This window comes from Streptomyces sp. NPDC035033 (assembly GCF_040636735.1).
In the GTDB taxonomy this organism is placed as follows: Bacteria; Actinomycetota; Actinomycetes; order Streptomycetales; family Streptomycetaceae; genus Streptomyces.
The window spans coordinates 72,231-91,685 of record NZ_JBEZUZ010000002.1 but is presented as its reverse complement, the minus strand read 5'-3'; the positions used below and the strand labels follow the sequence as shown (position 1 = coordinate 91,685).

Below are 19,455 nucleotides of genomic sequence, written 5' to 3'. Positions count from 1 at the left end.
GACCACCCCCGTCCTGGGACGTGGCGGCCGCGGAGCCGGTTCCTCAGCGGTCGGCGTCGTCCGGCCACACCCCGATGTGGTCCTGCTCCAGTTCGAGCGCCACCCGGTGCTCCATCCCCAGCGCCTCGGTGTAGTCCGCCGGCAGCTGGAGCCGGCCCGCCCGGTCGAGCATCGCGTACTCCCGGGCCACCAGCGACTCCCGGCCCGCCTCGTCCACCTCCGTGCGGCGCAGCACCTCGGAGGAGGTGCGGCCGTCGCGGATCGCGACCGTGCGGCGCACCTCGGTGGCGACCGCCTGGTCGTGGGTGACGATCACGATCGTGGTGCCCAGCTCCTCGTTGGCCCGGCGGAACGCGGCGAAGACCTGCTCGCCGGTGGCCGAGTCCAGTTCGCCGGTCGGCTCGTCGGCGAGGAGCACCGACGGGGCGTTGGCGAGGGCGACGGCGATGGCGACCCGCTGCTGCTGGCCGCCGGAGAGCTGGTGCGGCCGCCGGTCCGCCAGGTGCGCGATGTCCATCATCGCGAGCAGCTCCCCGACCCGCTCCGCCTTCTTCTTCCGTCCGCCCGCCAACTGCATGGGCAGCGCCACGTTCTGAGCGGCCGTCAGGTAGGGGAGGAGGTTGCGGGCGGTCTGCTGCCAGACGAAGCCGACCACCTCGCGCCGGTAGCGCAGCCGGTCCTTCCCGGTCATCGCCAGCAGGTCGCAGCCCGCGACCCGGGCCGCGCCCGCGGTGGGCACGTCCAGGCCGGCCAGGATGTTCATCAGGGTCGACTTGCCGGAGCCGGACGCCCCCACCAGGGCCATCAACTCGCCCTCCTTGACGAGGAGGTCGAGCCCCTGGAGCGCCTGCACCTCCACCCCGTCGGTGGTGAAGATCCGCACCAGGCGGTCGCAGGCGATCAGCGCGTCGTGGCCGTACGAGGGCCGGTCGCGGTGCGCGTTCGCCCGCCGCTCCAGCTCCTCCAGGGTCGCGTTCGCGGTCGTCGTCATCGTGCGTCTCCTGCCCTGAGTTCCTTCACCGAGCTCTTCCGGCCGGTCCACCACGCCTGTACGCCCGCCGCCGCCCCGGTCAGGAGCACCACGGCCACCGCCGGCAGCACCAGCGACCACGGGTCGACCCGCAGCGGGGCGCCGCCCAGCGCCGCCCCGCCCTCCGCCGTGGCCAGCGCCAGCCGGCGCAGGTCGACGCCCGGCGCGAGCAGCGGCACCGTCGCCCACCCGGCCAGCGCCCCGCCGAGCGCGGCGAACACCGCCGGCGGCAGCGCCTCCAGACCGAGCAGCCGCCGGCCCTGCTTCCGGGTCAGGCCCATCGTCCGCAGCCGGGCCAGCAGCGTCGCCCGCTCCGGCCCGCTCCGCGTCAGCGACAGCAGCACGGCGACGACCGCGTAGGCCGCGCCCGCCCCGATCGCCGCCGCGTACAGCCCCTCGGCGCCGGACTGGAGCGGCGAGTCCACGTACGCGCCGCGCGCCTCCGCGCTCAGCGACACCGCGAAGTCCGGGGACTTCCCGGCGACCGCCGCCCGCAGCGCCGTGCCGTCGGCCGCGCCGCTCACCAGGACGGTGGTCGGCCGCCGGTTGGTGACGTCGGCGGCGTTGACCACCAGGAAGTCCTCGCCGCGGACCGCCGGCGTGGACTCCCGCACCGCGACCACCTTCACGTGGAAGCCGCCGGCCGCCGCGAGCAGCAGCTGGGGCTGGTCGCCGAGGCGCGCGGCGACCTCGGGGGAGGCGATCGCGGGCAGCACCCGGTCGGTGTCGCCGACCGCCTCCGGGCCGCCCTTCCCGGTCGAGGCCAGCAGCTCCGGCGGGAAGGCGCCGTTGTCGGTCCGCCGCGCGAGACCGGCGTAGACGGCCGGGTCGACGGCGACGAGCGGGGCGCTCATCGGCTGGTCGGTGGCGACCGGCGACGGCAGCGAAAGCCCGTACTCGATCTGTACCGGCTGCGCCTCCCGGACGCCCCGCACGTCCCGTACCGCCTCGGTGAGGCCGGGCGGCAGCGGCACGCCCTCGGTGCGGCCCTCGATCCGGGCGTCGGCGCCGGTGGCGAGCGTCGCCGCCCGGTCGCGGGCCTCGGCGACCCCGGCCAGGACCGATCCGCCGAAGGCGGCCGTGGTCAGCGCGAGGACGAGCGCCAGCAGCGGCAGCACGCCGGCGGCCGAGGAGCGTCCGGCGCGGGCGATGGCCAGCGGGCCGACGACGCCGCGCATCCGGCGGGCCGGACGGGCCAGCCAGCGCAGCGGCAGCGGCTGGAGCCGGACGAGCGCGAGGGCGGCGATCACGCCGATGAACACCGGGGCCGCGCTGACCAGGTGGTCGCCGGCGTCGCCGGTGCCGCGCAGCCGCAGCGAGCCGATCGCGCCCGCCGCCAGGACCAGGAGGGTCAGCTCGGCGACGGTGCGGCGCCGGGACGGCTTGGCGTCCACCAGGTCCTCGCGGACCCCGTGCAGCCGCGGCCTGCGGTGCCGCAGCACGGCCCGGACCGGCAGCACGAGCGCCGCGACCAGCGCCACCAGGGCGGCGCCGAGGACCGACGGGAGGAGCGGCGCGGAGCCGGTGAGGGCCGGGGCGCCGGGGGTGTCCGGGCCGCGGACCAGGGCCACCGCGGCCACCAGGCCGAGCGCGGCCGCCGGGACGGCGACCGCGGCGGTCTCGCCCAGCAGCCGCAGGCCGATCCCGGGCAGGGAGGCGCCGCGGGCCCGCAGCAGGGTCAGCTCGCCGTCCCGGCGGGAGAGGAAGAGCCCGCCGGTCATGGCGACGACGACCGCCGCGACCGCGCCGATGCCGAAGACGGCGACGGCGACGACGGGCGAGATCGCGTCGCCGGCCGCCCGGTGGGCGGCGACGACGTCGTCGAGACCGGTGAAGATCTGGCCGGTGGGGCCGGTGACCTTGGTGGCCGCCACCCGGGCGGGGCCGCCGGTCAGCGAGCCGAGGGCGGCGGCGAGCGGCTCGGCGTCCCGGGCGGTGAGGTGGTCGGCGAGCGGCGGGAAGCGCCAGTAGACCTCCGGGCTGCCCGTGGTGGAGGCGAGGACGGACCCCGACTCCGGGGAGAGGAGGAGACCGGCCTGCCAGTAGTAGGTGAGCTGCGTCGGGTCCGGCTTCAGCGCGAGGACGGGGGCCCGCAGCAGCGGTTCCACGACCCAGTACGGCCGCCGGGGGTCGCGCGGCTCCACGACGCCGGTGACGGTGATGCCGATCGCCTCGCCGCTGATGCCCGGCACGTGCACGACGGAACCGGGCTTGATCCCGAGCGACTTGGCGGTCGCCGCCGTCACCGCGGCCTCCGGCCGCTCCGGGCTGCCGGCGGGCATCCGGCCCCGGCGCAGGGCGGAGTGCGCGGCGAGGTCCGAGGGCGAGGCGAGGGAGAACTCCGGGGCCTCGTTGTCCGGCTTGGGCAGCCAGGGGTCGAGCCCCTGGACCCGGAGCATCGTCCGGATGCCGTGCACGGTCTGCCCGCGGTCGGTGCGCAGCGGCGCGGGCAGCAGCTCCCGCAGCTCCTCCTGGTCCTCCCGCAGCGACTCCGGCGCGACCGTGGAGCCGTGGACCAGCGGGAAGGTGATCTCGACCATGGAGCGGTGGGCGGGGGCGGTACGGATGCCGTGCCGCAGCCCCTCCGTCTCGTACCCGTCCACCACCCGCGGCAGCGCGGCGGCGAGCAGCGCGGTGACGAACACCAGCAGCGCGAGTCCGGCCGCGGCGCCGGGCGCGGCCCGCAGCCGGGTCCGCACCCAGGGCGCGACGGCCCGGCCGCGGGGCTTCTCGGACCCGCCGCCCGCCGCCGGGGGCGCGGGCCGGGGGTCGGGGGACTCGCCTGCGGGCTGCATCGGGCGGGACTCCTCGCGCGGGACGTCGGACATCAGTTGTCTCCCTGGTGGCGCAGGGACACCGCCGGGTCGTTGCGGCGCAGGGCGATGCCCGCGACGACCGCCAGCGGCAGGGCGGCGACTCCGGCGAGGAGCAGGGCCACCTCGCCGAGCGGCAGTTCGACCAGGACCGGCGGCACGGGCCGGGTGGCCCGGCCGGTGAGCACCACCAGCGGGACGACCACCCGGGCCAGCAGGGCGCCGAGGGCGGTGCCCACCAGCAGGCCCACCCCGATCAGGACGCCCTGTTCGGCGGCGAGGAGCCGGGCGAGCCGGCGGCGCGGGGCGCCGAGGGCCCGCAGAATCGCGAACTCGGCGGCCCGCTCCCGTACGGAACCGGCCGAGCCGACCGCGAAGCCGACCGCGGCCAGCGCCGCGGCGGCGGCCGCCACCGCCATCAGCGCGGTGTTGGGGCCCGCGCCCAGCGGGTCGCCGAGCAGGTCGCCGGCGATCGCGTCGCGGACGACGATCTCGCCGGGTTCGTCGTCGGCGCGTTCGCGCAGCGTCCGCGCGACGGCGTCGGCCCGGCCGGGCTCGGGGGTCAGCCACCACTCGGTGGGCGCCACCGACGCCGTCGGGTCGGCCGGCGCCGCCGTGTCGGCCGTGGTCAGGAACCGGTTGACGGTCGTCAGGTCGACGAGCACGCCGCCGCCGTCCCCCGGGACGCCGCCGGCGGCCTCCGCGTCGGTGGTCCGGCCCGAGGTCCCGGTGGTCGGCAGGTCCGGCACGACCCGGGTGACGACGGCGTCGACCCGGCGGCCGCCGAGCGAGAGCTGGACGGGGTCGCCCGGCTTCGCCCCGGACGCCGCCATGAACGCGGCGGAGGCGATCGCCGGGACGCGGCCGGGCCGCTCCCCCACGGGCGCGGACAGCCGCACCGAGTAGCGCTCGACCGGGGGAGCGAAGGGGCGGGAGAAGGAGCCGGCCAGCCCGTACCGGACGGTGAGGGGCGCCGCTCCGCCGCCGGCCGCGGGGGTCCCGGCCGCCGGCACCAGCGGCGTCGGGTCCTGCTGGCGGCCTTCCGCGGTCTGCTCCGCGGCGGCGGTCCAGCGGGCCAGTTCGCGCGCCGGGTCGGCGGCGCGCAGCGCCCCGTCCGCCCCGGTGGTGCCGAGCAGGTCGACGTGGAGGGCCTGCGCGCGGTCCTCGCCCTCGGAGAAGTCGGCGGCGAGCTCGATGTGGGTGAGGACGAAGCCGGTGCCGGGGCGGGTGCCGTCGGCGGTCAGCCCCGCGAGGTCGAGCGTCAGCCGGTGGGTGCGGCCGTCGGCGGGCAGCCGCCCCGCGTACTGCCGGTACGCGACCCCGTACCCGTCCTCCAGGACGAGCGTGATCCTCGCGTCGGAGGTGCCGGGCGGCGCCTCGCCGCGCAGGCCGACGACGACCGCGCGGCTGTCCTTCGGCACCGCGAACCCGGGGCGGGGGCCGCTCTTCGGCGCGAGCGGGGCGAGCAGTCCTGCGGGCGTGCCGCCCGCCAGGTCCTCCCGCGCCAGCAGACCGGAGCCGAGCCGGCCGGTGGCGGCGGCGAGGACGGTCGCGTTGCGGCCGGCGACGTCCATGTCGGTCCGGAAGACCGGCGCGACCTCCCGCACCCCGGGGACGGCGGCGAGCCGCGCGGTCCGGACCGGGTCGCCGGGGCCGACGCCCAGCACCCGCACCGCCGTGCCGGCCCGGAAGTCGGCCTGGTCGTGCTGCGACCGCTCCCAGGAGTTGCTCTGGCCGATCGCCAGCATGCCCATCGCCACCGCGAGGACCAGCAGCAGCACCGGGCCGGCGCCGCGCAGCGGGCGGCGGCTGAACTGCCAGCCGGCCAGGGCGGCCGACAGGCCCCGGCCGCCGGCGGCCCGCCGCTCGGCCAGCTTCGCGGCGGGCGGCAGCAGCCGCAGCGTCAGGACGGTGCCGGCGAGCAGCGCGAGCGCGGGCGCCGCGACGAGCACCGGGTCGACCGAGGAGCCGTCGGCGGCGGCCTCCGGCTGCCGCTGGAGCTGCCAGAGCGCGATGCCGGCGACGAGCAGCAGCGCGAGGTCCGCGCCCGCCCGCACCGGCCACGGCAGGGTGCCGCCGCGCGCCCTGCGCAGCGAGACGGCGTCGCCGTCCCGGGCGGCGAGCGCGGGGGCGACGACGGCCGCCGCGCAGGCCAGCGCCACTCCCGCGGAGACCAGCCAGACCGTCGCGCCGGGCGAGGTGTCGAGCCGCACCCCGAGCGAGGAGAGCGCGGACCGCTCGGCGAAGAGCCGGGTCAGCGGGCCGGTGAGTAGCGGGGCGAGGAGTGCGGCGGGCAGTGCGAGGAGCAGCGCCTCGGCGCCGGCGAGCCCGGCGATCCGGCGCCGGGAGCCGCCGCGGGCGCGCAGCAGCGCGGTCTCGCCGGAGCGTTCGGTGCTCAGCAGCCGGGCGACGAGCAGCAGCGCGTAGGCGGCGAGCATCACCAGCTGGACGGCGACGACGAGGAGGGTGGAGCGGGAGACGGCGAGGGCGCGTTCGGTCTGGGCGAGGACGGTCGGCAGACCGGTGGCGACGTCGACCGTCGTCCCGAAGGCCGTGGTGTCGGCGAGCAGCCGGGCCGGTTCCCGGGTCGCCGCCTCGCGCAGGGACGCGATGCCGCCGGTGTCGAGGCGGGAGAAGTCGGCGGTGCCGAGCCAGGCGGTCCCGCCGGCCGCGAGCGTGCCGGAGGCGAGGACCGAGGGGTCGGCGAGCAGCGGGCCGTACGTGGTGAAGGAGACGGTCCGCACGCCGAGCCCGCCGGTCTCGTCGAGCAGCCAGTAGGGGTCGGCGGGGTCGACCGCCTTGTAGACGCCGGTGATCCGGGCCCGCACCTTCTTCTCGGTGAGCCGGTCGGTGAGGTCGAGGACGGTGCCGGGACCGGTCCGCAGCCGCTTCGCCGCCTCCTCGGGCAGCGCCGCCTCCAGGACGCCGCCGGGGCGGGCGGCCGTCGGCCAGGCGCCGCGGACCAGGGCGAGCCGGGAGCGGTCGAGCGCCGCGAAGTACGTCAGATCGGGGTCGCCGTCGCGGGCCCCGGGCGGCCGGAGCGGGCGGGGCAGCCCGTACCGCCCCGAGGTCTCCAGGCGCCGTACGGTGACGGGCAGTCCGTCGAAGGTGCGCCGGGCGCCCTCCGTCACGGCCCGGTCGGCGGCGGCCCGCCGCTCGGGCGGCACCTGCCCGGAGACGCGCAGGGTGGCGGCGTGGGCCGAGCGGTCACGCAGCCCGGCCTGGAGCGCCGCGTCCCCGATGGAGCCGGAGAACCCGGCGAGGGCCGCGAGCACCGTCGTGGTCAGGACGACGGCCAGCAGTGCGGCGCCCAGCAGCAGCCGGTGAGCCCTGACGCGCAGAAGTACGAACCCCGTCACCCATCCCCCTGGCCGCTCCACGCGCGTCCGCGCACCCCTGGACGCTGTCGAACCCTCGAAACGTTCTGGGAATGCTTTCATCGGCCACGGGTCGCTGGAAACCGCTTGCGCACCGACCTTGATGCGATCGTGACCGTTATCCGGTGAGCGGTCCCCGGAATGTGTTCATCCGGTGGCGCGGAGTGGTCCGGACCTCACGGGAGGGCGGGGCGGGCGGGGCGGGTTCAGCCCGCGGTGTTCACCATCGAGGCCGCCGCGTACGTCAGGTAGCGCCACAACTGGGCGTCGTGCTCCGGCGCGAGGGCGAGGTCGTCGAGGGCGGCGCGCATGTGGCGGAGCCAGGCGTCGTGCGCGGCCCGGTCGACCGCGAAGGGGGCGTGCCGCATCCGCAGCCGGGGGTGGCCGCGGCGCTCGCTGTAGGTGCCGGGGCCGCCCCAGTACTGCATCAGGAAGAGCGCGAACCGCTCCTCGGCGGGGCCGAGGTCCTCCTCGGGGTACATCGGGCGCAGCAACGGGTCCTCGGCGACGCCCTCGTAGAAGCGCCGGACCAGGCGGCGGAACGTCTCCTCGCCGCCGACCTGCTCGTAGAAGGTCTGCTCCCGCACCGTCTCGTCCCCGGAAATCTCGTTCACCCGTCCATCGTCTCAGACGGACCGGACGAGGGCCGGAGGTCTAGGACCTCCGGCCCTCCCGGGACGGGTGCCGGCCGGTCGGCTCAGCCGCGCCGGACGGTGATCGTCGTCCAGGCGCCGACGTGCACCCGGTCGCCGTCCTGGAGCTGGACGGGCACGTACGGCTGGATCGGCTCCTCGCCGCCGTTGACCGTGGTGCCGTTGGTGGAGTTCTGGTCCACCACCGCCCACGAGCCGTCGGGCTGCTGCACGAGCACGGCGTGCTGGTGCGAGACGCCCGGGTCCTCCGGCGGCACCGCCAGGTCGATGTCGGGGGACTCGCCGGTGGAGTGCCGGCGGCGCCCGATGGAGACCTGGTTGCCCTGGAGCGGCACCTGCTTCGGCGGCGCGTACGCGGGCAGGTTGAGCCCCGCGGCCTCCGGCCCGCTGCGGCGCATCATCGCCATGAAGTAGTCGCGGTCCGGCCCGACGTGGGCGGTCCACCCCCGCGGGGCCTGCGGCGGCTGCGGGGCCTGCGGCGGCTGGGCCTGGGACGGCGGGGAGAGCACCCAGTCGTCGTCGGCGGCGCGCGGCTGCGGGCGCGGCGGTGCCTGGTGGTGGGTCGGTTTGGCCCCCAGCGGCTCTGCCGGCCGGTTCACCTGCGAAGGCCGCGAGTCGTGGTACCCGAACGGGTCCTGCCCCCCGGGCCCCGGAGGCGCCGGAGGCGCCGGGAACCCCGGCGGCGGGTTCGCCCCCGCGGGCCGGTTCGGCTGCGGAGCCGGCGCGATCGGCGTGTACGAGGTCGCCGTCCCCGTCAGGAAGTTCCAGCGGCACTCCTCGCAGTACGGCGCCATGTGCTCCCGCGGCGTACGACACTGCGGACACAGCTCCGCCTGCGCGGTCGCATTCGGATCCCCCCCGACCCCGAACCCACCGGGCCCACCGGGACGGCCGGACATGCCGGGCCCACCCGGGGCACCGGGGCCGCCGGGCGCGCCGGGGCCGCCGGGGAACGAGGGGCCGCCTGCGTGGGCGGGATCACCAGGACGACCGGGACCACCGGGTCCGCCGGGTCCACCGGGTCCGCCCGGGAACGAGGGGCCGCCCGAGCCGCCGGGCGCGCCGGGGCCGCCCGGGGCACCGGGACCGCCGGGGAAGCCGGGACCGTTGCCCGCGCCGGGACCGCCGGGGGCACCAGGAGCTCCCGGGGCACCGGGGTACCCGGCACCGGGGCCGGGACCACCGGGCCCACCGGAGAACCCGGGGCCGCCCTGAGCACCGGAAAAGCCGGGGCCACCGGCACCGCCGGGACCGCCGGGAGCATCAGGGAAACCGGGCGCGCCGGGGCCACCCGGGGCGCCGGGCCGACCGGAGCCGTTCGGGCCGCCGGGCCCACCGGAGAACCCGGGACCACCCGGGCCACCGGCTCCGCCGGGACCGTCGGGGAAGCCGGGGCGACCGGGGCCGCCGGGCGCACCGGGACCGCCCGGGCCGCCGGGGCCGCCGGGGAAGCCAGGTCCGCCCGGGCCACCGGCTCCGCCGGGACCGTCAGGGAAGCCGGGTCGGCCGGGGCCGCCGGGCGCACCGGGGCCACCCGGGGCGCCGGGAAAGCCGGGACCACCCGGGCCGCCGGGCGCGCCGGAACCGCCCGGGGCGCCGGGGAAGCCAGGACCACCGGGGCCACCCGGGCCACCCGGGCCGCCGGGACCGTCAGGGAAACCGGGGCGGCCGGGACCGCCCGGGGCACTGTCGTTGCCCGGAGCTCCGGGTACGCCGGAGCCACCCGGAGCCCCAGGTCCGTCGGGGAAGCCGGGCCCGCCAGGGCCACCGGCCCCACCGGGTCCGTCGGGGAAGCCGGATCGGCCGGGCCCGCCCGGGCCGCCGGAGAACCCGGGGCCACCGGGGCCGCCCGGGCCACCGGGGCCGTCAGGGAAGCCGGGGCGGCCGGGGCCGCCAGGGGCGCCGGGGTTGCCCGGGCCGGGGGGCGTGTTCGGGTGGGGGTAGCCGTAGGCGGGCGGCGGCGGGCCGGGGGGGCCGGGCGGGGCCGGGGGGCCGGGGGGCGGCGGGGGAGGCGGCGGTACGGCACCCGCCGGCGCACCCGCCCCGGTCATGCGGTGTCCGCAGACCTCGCACCAGTCGTCGGAGACCGACTGGTGTCCGTTCGGGCAGGTCGGCATGTCGGTGCTTCCCCCTCTCGTCGTCCGGCCCGGCGGGCCGGGCTACCTCTTGACGCGAACGGTCTTGGTGGAACGGGTCTCGAGTGTCATCTCGTCCGCCTCCGCGACCTTCGCCTTCAACCGCACAGTACCCGCCGCCGCGTCGACCACGTCCACCACCTTCGAAAGGAGTTTCGCGGTATCCGCGTTCCCGGAGGCCGCCGCCAGCTGCACCGCGCGGCCCAGTTTCGCCGTCGCTCCGTCCTGATCGCCCGATTTGCGGGCGTCCAGGCCCTGCTGGATGGCGTCCGCGAGCTCCGCCTGGCCCGTGTAGTGCGCGACCTGCGGATTGATCGCCGTGGTCATCGCCACGTCGTGCGTCCACACGGCCCGTACCAGTCCTTGGGACACCGGCCGGGCGTCGCCGCCCAGCGGGTCGGGGACGACGAGGGAGACCCGGGCGGCGAGCATCTCCTGGCCGACCGCGTTCGCCGGCACCCGGACGCGCACGTGGTAGTCGCGGGACTCGTCGCCCCAGGAGCCGGTCGGGTAGTCCCCGGCGCGCGGCCCGGCGTCGGTCCGCCGGCCGGTCAGGTCGGCGACCGCCGGCGCGACCTGCTTGACGAAGACGACCTCCGCGCCGACCGGGGTCCACAGCCGCAGCGCCACGTCGGCGACGCCCTTGCCCATGACGTTCTCCATCATGGCCGTGAAGTCGGCGGCGAGCCCGGCCGGGTCGGCGACGATGTCGGCGGAGCCGAGCAGCGCCGCGGCGATCCCGGTGACCTCCTTGACCTCCCAGTCGGTGCCGACGCCCCGCGCGTCGCAGGTGAAGCGGCCCGCGCAGGCGTCGAGCGCGGCCCGCAGCGCCTCGGGGGCCTCGTGCTCGTTGCGCCCGTCGGTGAGGAGCACGCCGTGCCGGATGGCGAGGTCCTCGCCGTCGAGCAGGGCGCCGGCGAGCCGCAGCCAGGTGCCGATCGCGGTCCCGCCGTCGGCGGTCAGCCGCTCCAGCGCCTCCTTGGCCTCGGCGCGGGTCCGGGCGCCCGCGACGGCGAGCCGCCCGTGCGCCGGGTAGAGCGGGAGGGCGGTGTGGTTGCCGGCGACGACGGCGAAGGAGGTGCCGTCGCGGAGGGTGTCGATCGCGGCGGCGGTGGCGGCCCGGGCGCCCGCCATCTTGGCCGGCGGGTAGTCCATGGAGCCCGAACGGTCGACCATGATCACCACACCGGCGGGGCCCCCGGCCGGGACGCCCGCCGCGCCGCTGGTGCCGCCGCCGGTCGCCGTGACGGTGACGATCGCGTCCACGTCCCGCCCGCCGTCCGGCAGGTACTCGTTCTGGTAGACGTCCACCGAGAACTGCGGCACGGACGGCTTGGCGAAGTTCGCCATCTGGTTTCGGCTCCTCGGCGGTGGTGCGGGCGGGACGGGGACGGCGGGTGACGGGGCGTCAGGAGGAGCCTGCCCCCGCGGGCGGCGGGACGAACGGCGTCAGCGCGACCGTGACGTTGTCGTGTCCGCCGCCGTCGAGGGCGTGGCCGACGAGGACCCGCGCCGCGTGCAGCGGCCGGAGCGCCGCGTCGGCGGGGACGGCCCGCGCCATCGCCTCGGCGGCCTCCGCGTAGTTCCACAGCCCGTCCGTGCAGACCACGACGACCCCCGGCCGGTCCGGCTTGAACGCGGCGGTGTGCGGCTCCAGTTCGTACGCGTCGGCGCCGAGCCAGCCGGTGATGGCGTGGGCGCGCTCGTCCGCGTACGCCTGCTCCTCGCTCATCAGGCCCGCCTTGACCATCTGGGCGGCCCAGGAGTCGTCCTCGGTGAGCCGGGCGGCGGGCGCGGTGCGGTCGTCGGGCACCCAGTAGGCGCGGCTGTCGCCGACCCAGCCGATGACGAGCAGGTCGTCGGTGACGACGGAGCCGACGATGGTGCAGGCGGGGGAGTTGCCGCCGTGGAGGGAGTCGGCGCCCCCGTCCTCCGGCCCGCCGGTGCGGGCCAGGGCGGTGACGGCCTCGGCGGCGGCGACGATCGCCTCGTGCATGGCCTGCTGCGGGTGGGTGCCGCGGGGCAGGGCCTCGTCGAGCACCCGGCCCGCGGCGCGGGCCGCGGCGGCGGACGCCTCGTCGGGGCGGTGGGCGGAGGAGACGCCGTCGCAGACGATCGCGACGGTGGCCGGCCGGCCGCCGGGCAGGGCCGTCTCGACGACCGCGAACGAGTCCTCGTTGCGGTGGTGGCGCAGCCCGCGGTCGCTGACCGCGGCGACGCCGCCGAGCTCCCGCTCCATGTGGTCGCGCTCCCGGGGCTGGGCGTGCCCGCAGTTCTCGCAGTAGCCGTCCCCGTCGACCCGCCCGGCCCGGCAGGCCACGCAGATCCCCTCGGGCACGTCGCCGGACGCCTCGGCGGCGGGCTCCGCCCGCACGGCCGCCCGCGGGTCGGGCGCGGCCAGCTCGAAGTCGCCGCCGCCCCGCACGGTCTCCCCGCGCGGCGGCACCGGCCCGTCGGTCCGCACCGGACCGGTGCCGGGCCCCGCCGGGGGCACGGCCACCGGCACCGTCGGCAGGTCCCGCCCGCCCGAGTCCGTCCCCGGCAGGTCGCCGGGGTGCTGGGTCATCGTCGACAGCGAGCCGGGGTCCCGGGGCGGCGCCTCGGGCCAGACGGGCGCGGCGATCGGCATCGTCGGCCGGTCCTGCCCGGGCGGCGGCTCCGCGGCGGCCGACAGGTCGTATCCGCAGGCCCCGCAGTAGCGGTCCCTCGGGTCGACCGGTTCGCCGCACTCCGGATTCGGGCAGGCGGCGAGTCCGTGCGACGGCGGCTGGGGCTTCTGGGACATCCTCACACCCACGTCCGGGGGCGGTAGCGGTTGGCCCGCTCCACCAGTTCGATCCTCTCCTCGCCCCGCTGGGCGAGCCGGGCCAGCACCCGGTAGGCGCGCTCCAGGCCGAAGCGGAGCCCGTTCTCGTCCAGCGCGCTCCCGAGCAGCGGCTCCCCGCCGCCCGGCGCGGCACCGGGACTCCCGGAGAGTACCCAGTCCAGGGCCGTACCGAGCACCTCCGCCGACAACCGCTCCCGGCGCACCGGGTCGAGGCCGAAGCCGCCGAGCGCCGAGACCTGCGCGGCGGCCGCGGTCAGGTCGGCGCCGAGCGGCTCGTGCGCCGGGCGCCGCCGCAGCCGCGCCCGGACGGCCGCGACCCGGGCCGCCGTGTAGTGGATGGAGGACTCCGGTACGGATTCGAGGGCGGCGACCGCCCCCGTCCGGTCCCCGGCCGCCAGCCGCACCCGGGCGAGCCCGAAGGCGGCGCTCACGAAACCGGGGTCGGCCGTCCACACCAGGTGGTAGTACTCGGCCGCGTTGTCGAGCTGGCCGAGCACCTCCGCGCAGACGCCGAGCGCCAGCTTGGGCGCGGGCTCGCCGGGGAAGGCGTCGTAGACCGCGTCGAAGGCGAGCGCCGCGTGCGTCAGGTCGCCGCTCACCAGCGAGGCCACGCCCCGGTGCCACACCACCCGCCAGTCGTCCGCGTCCCACTGCTCCAGGGCGCCCAGCGTCTGCCCGGCCGAGACCAGATCCCGCAGGTCGAGCTGGGCCCGCAGGGCGCGCAGCCGCAGCTCGGGGGTGTCGGCGGGCGCGGCCCGCAGCGCCCCGAGGAGTTCGGCGGGGGCGGCGGCCTGCAGACCGGCGAGGAAACCGGCGTTGGCGTCCGCCGGGTCCACCCGCGGCACCGGCAGCGCCAGCGCGGTCGCCGCCACGTCGAGCGGGGCGAGCAGCGAGCCGAGGCCCTGCCCGGCCGGCACGCCCGTGGCGGCCGGGGGAGCGGAGCGCCGGGCCCGGCCGGTGCGCCGGGCGCCGAGCACCGACACGTCCCCGGAGTCCTCCGCGAAGAGCACGGTGTCGGTGACCCGCACCTCCGCGCCGAAGAGGGTGGAGAGCGCGGGCCGGGGCCGCCCCGACTGGAGGGCGACGACCTCCCGCAGCACCCCGGTCAGCTGCTCCGCCATCTCCTCGGCGGAGGCGAAGCGGCGCGCCGGGTCCGGGTCGGTGGCCCGTACCAGGAACCGGTAGAACGACTCGTACCGCCGGAAGACCTCGATGTGCTCCGGCTCCGGCAGCGAGGCCGCGAAGACGTTGGTGTAGCCCTGGAAGTCGAAGGTGAGCACGGCGAGCGTGCGGGCCACCGTGTACAGGTCGCTGGCGACCGAGGGGCCGACCTCGGCGACCTCCGGCGCCTGGTAGCCGACCGTGCCGTAGATCGCCGACTCGTCGTCGTCCATCCGCCGGACCGCGCCCATGTCGATGAGCTTGAGCTGGTCCTCCGTCTGGAGGGCGTTGTCCACCTTGAAGTCGCAGTACAGCAGGTTGCGGCTGTGCAGGTGGCCCAGCGCCTCCAGCGCCTCGATGCCGTACGCGCACGCCTGCTCGACCGGCAGCGGGTCGCGCCGGCCCTCCGGGGTCCGCCGGTCGTTGGCGATCTCCTTGAGCGACTTGCCGCCGACGTACTCCATGACGATGTAGCCGTCCAGGGAGCCGGTGCGCGGGTCGAGGTGCTCGACGAAGTTGTAGATCCGGACGATGTTGGCGTGCTCGATCTCGGCGAGGAAGCGGCGCTCCGAGATCGCCGCCGCCATGGCGTCCTGGTCGCCGGTGTCGAGCAGGCCCTTGAGGACCACCCACCGGTCGGAGACCGCCCGGTCGACGGCGAGGTAGATCCAGCCGAGGCCGCCGTGGGCGAGGCAGCCGGCCACCTCGTACTGCCCGTGCACCACGTCCCCGGCCCGCAGCTTCGGCACGAAGGAGTACGGGTGCCCGCACGAGGTGCAGAAGCCCTCGGTGCGGCCCGGCCGGTCGCCGCGCGAACGCCCCACCGGCGCCCCGCAGTCGGACCGGGAGCAGAATCGCTTCCGCTCCGGCACCTCGGGGTCGGCCATCACCGCGGCGCGCGGGTCGGGGCGCGGCACCTCCGGGATCGTGACGAGCCCCGCGCCGAGCCGCTTGCGGGCCGACCGCTCGCCGGCCGAACCGGAGCTGCGCACCGACACCGAACGGCCGGTGGCCCGCCCCGACAGCGACCGCGAAAGGCGTCCGGAGACCGAGCGGCGCGAGGACGAGGAGCGGGACGAGGCCCGCGCGGACGCCCGCGAACCGCTGCGCGCCGACGACGAGTCGGGTCCCCAGCCCGCCGCCTCGGACGGCGTCCCGAAGCCCGCGCCCGTGCCGCGCTTCCCCGGCACCGCGACCCCGGTCGGGTTGGCCTGGAGGTGCCCGCTGGGCGCCACCACCGGCGCGAGGCCGCAGGTGTCGCAGTACAGCTCGCCGCCGCCCACGTCCTCGTACGCGCCCTCGCACGTGGGCCGCTGACACTTCCCCGCCCGGCCGCTCACCACTGTCGTCCTCCCGTCTCCGACGGGCCGGACGCCAGGTCCGCCACCGCCCGCTGGTAGCGCAGCACGGCCTGCTCCGCCGCCCGCAGGTCGCAGGGCGCGCTCCACAGCATCCGGCGCGCCGTGTCGTACCGCTCGGTCAGGAACGGGTCGTCCGCCCCGCCGAGCCGGGTCGCCTTCGCCCGGTACGCGTCGAGCCGGCCGCGCAGCTCCGCCCGCACCGCGAGCGGCGCCGTCACCGCCGTCAGCGAGTCGCGGGCCCGCAGCAGCTCCTCCTCGGCCTCCCGCTCCAGCGCGTCGAGCAGCGGCGAGAGCCGGTGCCACCGGGCGTGCCGGCGGTGGTCGGCGGCGGCCTGGAGCCGCTCCTGGAGCGCCGTCGGCGGGCCGCTCACGGCCGGCACCTCGGAGGCGGCGATCTTCGCGAGCACCTCGCCGCGCGCCACCCGCGCCTCGGCGAGGGTCCGGTCCGCCCGGGACAGCACGTCCCGCAGCCGCAGCAGCCGCTCCTCGGAGTCCTGCCGGACCGCGAGGACCGCCTCGATCTCCCGCCGCACGTCCTCCAGGGCGAGCGCCGCCCGGTCGTACCGCGCGGTGTCCGGCCGGCCGCCGCCCGGCGCCGAACTGCCCCCGGCCGGGCGCCAGTAGGCCAGCGGGTCGGTGACCACCGACTCCCGCAGCTCCGTCAGCTCGGCGGTGATCGCCTCCAGCGCGTCACCGGCCGGGTGCTCGCCCGGCCGCACCCCGACCGAGTGCGCCAGCGAACGGGTCCGGCCCAGCTCGGCGGCGAGGAGGTCTATCCGCGCGGGCAGCGCCGACCACACGGCGTCCGCCGTCACCACCACGTCGAGCGAGGCCGCGTACAGCTCGTTCATCCGCCGCACCAGCCCGTCGAGGGTGAACCGCTCGGCGAGCAGCGCCTCCTCGCCGGCGCCTCCGGGCACGTGCACGGCCTCGCCGCACAGCCGCTCGGTCAGCTCCGCCAGCTCCTCCCGGTTCGGCCACTTGCGCCGCGCCCGCAGCTCCCGGGCCTCCCGCAGCGCCGCCGTGTAGGCGTCGAAGCAGCTCCAGAGCACGGTGATGGTCCGCTCCGTCGACGCCCAGCGCTCCCGGGTGGTGCCGGTCAGCGCGGCCCCTTCGAGGAGCCGCCGCCCGGCGTGGTCCTGGAGCGCGAGGAGCGAGTCCTCGACCGCCTTGTGCTCCGCGCCGAGGCGCGCCAGCGCACGGTCCACCTCGTCCCGGTCCATCACCGGACCGGGGGGTCCCGCGACGCCCATCGCTCTCCTCATCTCCTTCTGCTCGTCCAGCGGGCTCCACCTGCGCACGGGCTCTACCGGTACAGCGGGGCGGGCGGCCCGGCCTTCCCGAGCCCCGCCTCCAGCCAGGTCCCGTACGCCTCCTGCCAGCGGCCCTTCCGGTAGTCCTCCAGGACCTTGTTGACCCGGCGCACCAGGTCGTCGTTGCCCAGCTTCGCCGCCACCCCGTAGTACTCCTCGGTGAACGGCTTCCCCTTCAGCTCCACCGCCGGGTCCTGCGCGGCCTGGCCGGCCGCCAGCGCGTTGTCGGTGACGATCGCGTCGACCTCGCCCATCTGGAGCCGGGCCAGGCAGTCCAGCTGGTTGGGCACGGTCAGCAGGTTCCGGTCGGCGGGGGTGCCGTCGCCCTCGTCCTCGAAGACGGCGCCGAAGGACCGCTCCTCCAGCGCCTCGTAGGCCGTGGAGCCCTCGGCGGTGCAGACCCGGCGGCCCTTCAGCGAGGCGTCGTAGCCGGTGATCGGGGAGGTCTTCGGCGCCAGCACCTGCTGTCCGGCCCGGAAGTAGGCGGTGGAGAACGCCACCTGCTTGATCCGCTTGCAGTTGATCGTCATCGTGCGGACCACGAGGTCGACCTTGCCGCTGTCGAGGGCCGCGATCCGCTGGTTGGTGGGCACGGTCCGGAAGACGACCGCGTCCTCGCTGCCGAGGAGGTCCCCGGCGATGGCCCGGGCCAGCGCGATGTCGAAGCCCTCCAGGGTGCCGGTCTCCGGGTCGCGGAAGCCCCAGCGGTAGCTGGACTGGTCGACGCCGACGATCAGCTTGCCCCGCTGCTTGATCGCCGCGACCGAGGCCCCGTCCGCGGTCGAGGGCCGCAGACTGGCCTCCGGGCGCTCGCAGGTGTCGGCCTTGACCTGGAGGCCGGTGCCCACCCCCGGGCCCGCCCCGAAGGGGCCGGCGGGCGCCGCCGCGCCCCCCGCCTCCCGGCTCAGCGGCAGCAGGGTCAGGGAGGCGGTGAGCGCGCAGGCCACGCCCATCGCGGCCACGCCGCCCCAGCCCCGCAGCCGCCGGGCCGCCCGTCGCGCCGCCGGCTCGCCGTCGTGTGCCATCCCGCCCCCTCTCACCGGTACTCCGACAGTCTTCGGTTGATGCCGAGCACCGCGGCCAGCGCGCCCAGCGCGCCGAGCGCGGCCGCGCCCGCCGGCAGCCCGGTCAGCGCGTTCACCGCGCCCCGCGCGGAGCGGGTGAACTCGGCCTGTTCGTGGGCGAGGGCGCGCTCCAGGGCCGCGTCGACCTGGTCGAAGGACCAGCCCGCCGACTCCTTCGGCTCCGCCTCGCCCTTCGGCCCGACGATCAGGTCGAGGGCGGCCTGGTAGTCGCCCGCCTCGCCGAGCTCCCGCGCGGCGGCGTGCCGCTTCCGCCACTCGGCGGCCCGGGAGGTGGCCTCGGCCAGCGGCGCCCGCCCCGCCTCGTCGTCGGCGAGCCGCGTCGCCCGGCCGAGCGCGTCGGTGAGCGCGGCCATGCCCGTCGCGTACTCGGCCTCGTACTTGTCGTTCTTGCCGTCCTCGGTGAGGACCGCGCCCCGGGCGACCTGCGTCAGGTTCTCGTTGGCGCGGGCCTTGAGGGAGCTGATCCGGGCCTCGTTGAGCAGCTGGAGGGACTGCTGGCCCTCCGACCGCGCGGCGCCGAGCCCGGCCCGGGCCGCGGCGTGGGCCCCGGTCAGCCACAGCAGCACCACCACGGAGGCGGCGGTGGCGGCGAGCAGCCCCCGGCTGAACACCCGGTTCGTCCGCCGGTACTCCCGCCGCTGCGCCCACACCAGCGCGCCGAGGGCGAGCACCCCGGCGCCGAGCGCCAGGTGGGGCCAGGCGCGGGCGTCGTCGTCGTCCTGGTGCAGCCGGGCGGTCTCCGCCGCGTACAGCCGCTCGGCGGCGGGCAGCAGCCGGGTCGTCATCTCCTGGTTGGCGTACCGCAGATAGGCGCCGCCCAGCGGCAGCCCCTGCCGGTTGGCGGCCCGGGCCCGCTCGATCAGGCCGGCGTAGCGCGGCAGCAGTTCGTTGAGGGCGGTGATCTCGCGGGCCGACTCGCCCGAACCGTCGGTGCCGGCCGCGGCCTTCACCAGGAGCCGGGAGGCGGTGGCGAGGTCCCGGTCGTAGCGGGCGCGGGACTCGGCCGGTTCCTGTGTCCCGGCGAGGAAGCCGGCCGCGGCCGTCGAGTCGGCGTCGGCCAGCGAGCGGTAGATCGCGGCGGCGTCCGCGCTCAGCGGCTGGCTGCGCCCCACGACGTCCTCGGCGGAGGAGGTCCGGTCGGCGGCCTCCAGGCCCGCAACCGTGCCCAGCACCAGCACCAGCAGCGCCAGGACGGCCCCCAGGATCCGCAGCCGCCCCGGCTCGGTCGTCGCGGCGACCCGCAGCACCTCGCGTCCGGTGGCCCACGCCCCCCGCGCGGGCGGCGGGGCGGCGCCGGCGGCGGCGCGCGAGACCTGCCCCGGCACCACCGGCCGCGCGGGCGCGGGCGCCGGGCCCTGCGCCGCGGCGGGCGCGCTCGGCGGGTGTGTCACGTGACCTCCCCCTCGGTCTCGACGTCGATCGACCCCGGCGAGCAGTATGGCCGCAGGCGGCCCGCCCGCACACCGGGAATGACACGATCTTGTGCCTATCGTGCCCCACTCCCACGGGACTTCCCCGGGCGAGCCCCCCTTCACCGCTCCCGCACCGCCCCCTCCGCGGCCCGTCCGCGTCCTCCTCGCCCTCGCCCGATCCTTCCTCGGGCCCTCCTCGGCCCCTCCTCGCCCTCTCCTGCTCCCCCTGCTCCCCTCCTCGAACCCGCTTCGAACTCTTCTCGAACCTGCCTCGAACCCTCTTCGAAC

The 19,455-nt window shown here is 77.5% G+C and carries 11 protein-coding genes; all 11 read right to left on the bottom strand.

Annotation, left to right across the window (positions count from 1 at the left end; all coding sequences use genetic code 11):
* Positions 1–43: 43 nt before the first annotated feature.
* Complete coding sequence (locus AB0E83_RS01820; RefSeq protein WP_362104396.1) at positions 44–991, bottom strand: ABC transporter ATP-binding protein; 948 nt, start codon at positions 989–991, stop codon at positions 44–46.
* Complete coding sequence (locus AB0E83_RS01815; protein WP_362104394.1) at positions 988–3,858, bottom strand: FtsX-like permease family protein; 2,871 nt, start codon at positions 3,856–3,858, stop codon at positions 988–990. The genes AB0E83_RS01820 and AB0E83_RS01815 overlap by 4 nt, the downstream gene beginning before the upstream one ends.
* Positions 3,858–7,202 (bottom strand): FtsX-like permease family protein, encoded by a 3,345-nt coding sequence (locus AB0E83_RS01810; RefSeq protein WP_362104392.1) that lies wholly within the window; start codon positions 7,200–7,202, stop codon positions 3,858–3,860. Before AB0E83_RS01810 ends, AB0E83_RS01815 begins: the two co-directional genes overlap by 1 nt.
* 224 nt (positions 7,203–7,426) lie before the next feature.
* Complete coding sequence (locus AB0E83_RS01805; protein WP_362104391.1) at positions 7,427–7,834, bottom strand: globin; 408 nt, start codon at positions 7,832–7,834, stop codon at positions 7,427–7,429.
* Positions 7,835–7,917: 83 nt separating this feature from the next.
* Positions 7,918–8,472, bottom strand: coding sequence for an FHA domain-containing protein (locus AB0E83_RS01800; RefSeq protein WP_362104389.1), 555 nt, complete (start codon positions 8,470–8,472; stop codon positions 7,918–7,920).
* Positions 8,473–10,032: 1,560 nt separating this feature from the next.
* Positions 10,033–11,358 carry a VWA domain-containing protein gene (locus AB0E83_RS01795; RefSeq protein WP_362104387.1) on the bottom strand — a complete coding sequence of 442 codons (1,326 nt, stop codon included), beginning with the start codon at positions 11,356–11,358 and terminating at the stop codon, positions 10,033–10,035.
* Positions 11,359–11,416: 58 nt separating this feature from the next.
* Positions 11,417–12,799, bottom strand: coding sequence for a PP2C family serine/threonine-protein phosphatase (locus tag AB0E83_RS01790; protein ID WP_362104385.1), 1,383 nt, complete (start codon positions 12,797–12,799; stop codon positions 11,417–11,419).
* On the bottom strand, positions 12,796–15,336 hold the full coding sequence (locus tag AB0E83_RS01785; protein WP_362104383.1) for a tetratricopeptide repeat protein: 2,541 nt from the start codon (positions 15,334–15,336) through the stop codon (positions 12,796–12,798). Before AB0E83_RS01785 ends, AB0E83_RS01790 begins: the two co-directional genes overlap by 4 nt.
* Positions 15,333–16,610, bottom strand: coding sequence for a hypothetical protein (locus AB0E83_RS01780; protein ID WP_362104604.1), 1,278 nt, complete (start codon positions 16,608–16,610; stop codon positions 15,333–15,335). The genes AB0E83_RS01785 and AB0E83_RS01780 overlap by 4 nt, the downstream gene beginning before the upstream one ends.
* Positions 16,611–16,663: 53 nt before the next feature.
* Complete coding sequence (locus AB0E83_RS01775; protein ID WP_362104382.1) at positions 16,664–17,695, bottom strand: glutamate ABC transporter substrate-binding protein; 1,032 nt, start codon at positions 17,693–17,695, stop codon at positions 16,664–16,666.
* A gap of 11 nt (positions 17,696–17,706) precedes the next feature.
* On the bottom strand, positions 17,707–19,002 hold the full coding sequence (locus tag AB0E83_RS01770) for a hypothetical protein (RefSeq protein WP_362104602.1): 1,296 nt from the start codon (positions 19,000–19,002) through the stop codon (positions 17,707–17,709).
* Positions 19,003–19,455: the final 453 nt, after the last annotated feature.

Bases quoted from the DNA above. Each gene is read 5' to 3' on its own strand.
- AB0E83_RS01780 (WP_362104604.1), bottom strand. From the start codon at position 16,610: ATGGGCGTCGCGGGACCCCCCGGTCCGGTGATGGACCGGGACGAGGTG.
- AB0E83_RS01795 (WP_362104387.1), bottom strand. From the start codon at position 11,358: ATGGCGAACTTCGCCAAGCCGTCCGTGCCGCAGTTCTCGGTGGACGTC.
- AB0E83_RS01775 (WP_362104382.1), bottom strand. From the start codon at position 17,695: ATGGCACACGACGGCGAGCCGGCGGCGCGACGGGCGGCCCGGCGGCTG.
- AB0E83_RS01820 (WP_362104396.1), bottom strand. From the start codon at position 991: ATGACGACGACCGCGAACGCGACCCTGGAGGAGCTGGAGCGGCGGGCG.
- AB0E83_RS01815 (WP_362104394.1), bottom strand. From the start codon at position 3,858: ATGTCCGACGTCCCGCGCGAGGAGTCCCGCCCGATGCAGCCCGCAGGC.